Below are 3,374 nucleotides of genomic sequence, written 5' to 3'. Positions count from 1 at the left end.
TGGTGAATGTTGATTTCTGATCTTTTGATTAGATCGTTCTTTAAAAATTTGGGTATGTAATAGAAAGTTAGACTGGATAGCACTTTCACTGGTGTTTATTCAGGCTAAGGTAAAATTTGTGAACGTTCTTAATTGAACATGCGAATTTTCGGCGAATGTCGTCTTCATAGTATAACCAGATTGCTTGGGGTTATATGGTCAAGTGAAGAAGCGCATACGGTGGATGCCTTGGCAGTCAGAGGCGATGAAAGACGTGGTAGCCTGCGAAAAGCTTCGGGGAGTCGGCAAACAGACTTTGATCCGGAGATGTCTGAATGGGGGAACCCACCTAACATAAGTTAGGTATCTTAAGCTGAATACATAGGCTTAAGAAGCGAACCAGGGGAACTGAAACATCTAAGTACCCTGAGGAAAAGAAATCAACCGAGATTCCCTTAGTAGTGGCGAGCGAACGGGGACCAGCCCTTAAGCTGTATTGATGTTAGCGGAACGCTCTGGAAAGTGCGGCCATAGTGGGTGATAGCCCTGTACGCGAAAACATCTTTACAGTGAAATCGAGTAGGACGGAGCACGAGAAACTTTGTCTGAATATGGGGGGACCATCCTCCAAGGCTAAATACTACTGACTGACCGATAGTGAACTAGTACCGTGAGGGAAAGGCGAAAAGAACCCCGGAGAGGGGAGTGAAATAGATCCTGAAACCGTATGCGTACAAGCAGTGGGAGCCCACTTTGTTGGGTGACTGCGTACCTTTTGTATAATGGGTCAGCGACTTATTTTCAGTGGCAAGCTTAACCGAATAGGGGAGGCGTAGCGAAAGCGAGTCTTAATAGGGCGTCTAGTCGCTGGGAATAGACCCGAAACCGGGCGATCTATCCATGGGCAGGTTGAAGGTTGGGTAACACTAACTGGAGGACCGAACCGACTACCGTTGAAAAGTTAGCGGATGACCTGTGGATCGGAGTGAAAGGCTAATCAAGCTCGGAGATAGCTGGTTCTCCTCGAAAGCTATTTAGGTAGCGCCTCATGTATCACTGTAGGGGGTAGAGCACTGTTTCGGCTAGGGGGTCATCCCGACTTACCAAACCGATGCAAACTCCGAATACCTACAAGTGCCGAGCATGGGAGACACACGGCGGGTGCTAACGTCCGTCGTGAAAAGGGAAACAACCCAGACCGTCAGCTAAGGTCCCAAAGTTATGGTTAAGTGGGAAACGATGTGGGAAGGCTTAGACAGCTAGGAGGTTGGCTTAGAAGCAGCCACCCTTTAAAGAAAGCGTAATAGCTCACTAGTCGAGTCGGCCTGCGCGGAAGATTTAACGGGGCTCAAACCATACACCGAAGCTACGGGTATCATCTTAGGATGATGCGGTAGAGGAGCGTTCTGTAAGCCTGTGAAGGTGAGTTGAGAAGCTTGCTGGAGGTATCAGAAGTGCGAATGCTGACATGAGTAACGATAATGGGTGTGAAAAACACCCACGCCGAAAGACCAAGGTTTCCTGCGCAACGTTAATCGACGCAGGGTTAGTCGGTCCCTAAGGCGAGGCTGAAAAGCGTAGTCGATGGAAAACAGGTTAATATTCCTGTACTTCTGGTTATTGCGATGGAGGGACGGAGAAGGCTAGGCCAGCTTGGCGTTGGTTGTCCAAGTTTAAGGTGGTAGGCTGGAATCTTAGGTAAATCCGGGATTCTAAGGCCGAGAGCTGATGACGAGTTATCTTTTAGATAACGAAGTGGTTGATGCCATGCTTCCAAGAAAAGCTTCTAAGCTTCAGGTAACCAGGAACCGTACCCCAAACCGACACAGGTGGTTGGGTAGAGAATACCAAGGCGCTTGAGAGAACTCGGGTGAAGGAACTAGGCAAAATGGCACCGTAACTTCGGGAGAAGGTGCGCCGGTGAGGGTGAAGCATTTACTGCGTAAGCCCACGCCGGTCGAAGATACCAGGCCGCTGCGACTGTTTATTAAAAACACAGCACTCTGCAAACACGAAAGTGGACGTATAGGGTGTGACGCCTGCCCGGTGCCGGAAGGTTAATTGATGGGGTTAGCTAACGCGAAGCTCTTGATCGAAGCCCCGGTAAACGGCGGCCGTAACTATAACGGTCCTAAGGTAGCGAAATTCCTTGTCGGGTAAGTTCCGACCTGCACGAATGGCGTAACGATGGCGGCGCTGTCTCCACCCGAGACTCAGTGAAATTGAAATCGCTGTGAAGATGCAGTGTATCCGCGGCTAGACGGAAAGACCCCGTGAACCTTTACTATAGCTTTGCACTGGACTTTGAATTTGCTTGTGTAGGATAGGTGGGAGGCTTTGAAGTGTGGACGCCAGTCTGCATGGAGCCAACCTTGAAATACCACCCTGGCAACTTTGAGGTTCTAACTCAGGTCCGTTATCCGGATCGAGGACAGTGTATGGTGGGTAGTTTGACTGGGGCGGTCTCCTCCTAAAGAGTAACGGAGGAGTACGAAGGTGCGCTCAGACCGGTCGGAAATCGGTCGTAGAGTATAAAGGCAAAAGCGCGCTTGACTGCGAGACAGACACGTCGAGCAGGTACGAAAGTAGGTCTTAGTGATCCGGTGGTTCTGTATGGAAGGGCCATCGCTCAACGGATAAAAGGTACTCCGGGGATAACAGGCTGATACCGCCCAAGAGTTCATATCGACGGCGGTGTTTGGCACCTCGATGTCGGCTCATCACATCCTGGGGCTGAAGCCGGTCCCAAGGGTATGGCTGTTCGCCATTTAAAGTGGTACGCGAGCTGGGTTTAGAACGTCGTGAGACAGTTCGGTCCCTATCTGCCGTGGACGTTTGAGATTTGAGAGGGGCTGCTCCTAGTACGAGAGGACCGGAGTGGACGAACCTCTGGTGTTCCGGTTGTCACGCCAGTGGCATTGCCGGGTAGCTATGTTCGGGAAAGATAACCGCTGAAAGCATCTAAGCGGGAAACTTGCCTCAAGATGAGATCTCACTGGAACCTTGAGTTCCCTAAAGGGCCGTCGAAGACTACGACGTTGATAGGTTGGGTGTGTAAGCGCTGTGAGGCGTTGAGCTAACCAATACTAATTGCCCGTGAGGCTTGACCATATAACACCCAAGCAATTTGCGTTCTTGATGACAAGAACAGACAAGTTGCGGTGTGTGAAGACGATACAAACCGAAAGTTTGCACAACACACAAATCTATTACATACCCATTCGCTGGAACGTTGACCGCAAGGTAAACGCGCTGGCTACCGAATTTCTTGACGACCATAGAGCATTGGAACCACCTGATCCCATCCCGAACTCAGAAGTGAAACGATGCATCGCCGATGGTAGTGTGGGGTTTCCCCATGTGAGAGTAGGTCATCGTCAAGATTAAATTCCAAA

At 50.1% G+C, this 3,374-nt stretch carries 2 rRNA genes; both read left to right on the top strand.

The features are described from left to right. Window positions 1–196 precede the first annotated feature (196 nt). Window positions 197–3,090 (top strand): 23S ribosomal RNA (locus JQ845_RS22705). 156 nt (window positions 3,091–3,246) lie between these two features. Next, window positions 3,247–3,362: ribosomal RNA gene (gene rrf / locus JQ845_RS22700) — 5S ribosomal RNA — on the top strand. Window positions 3,363–3,374: the final 12 nt, after the last annotated feature.

Source organism: Pseudomonas paraversuta (assembly GCF_904063065.1).
GTDB classification, from domain to species: Bacteria; Pseudomonadota; Gammaproteobacteria; order Pseudomonadales; family Pseudomonadaceae; genus Aquipseudomonas; species Aquipseudomonas paraversuta.
Note: the sequence above shows the minus strand (reverse complement) of the source record. Positions and strands in the feature narration are given on the sequence as shown.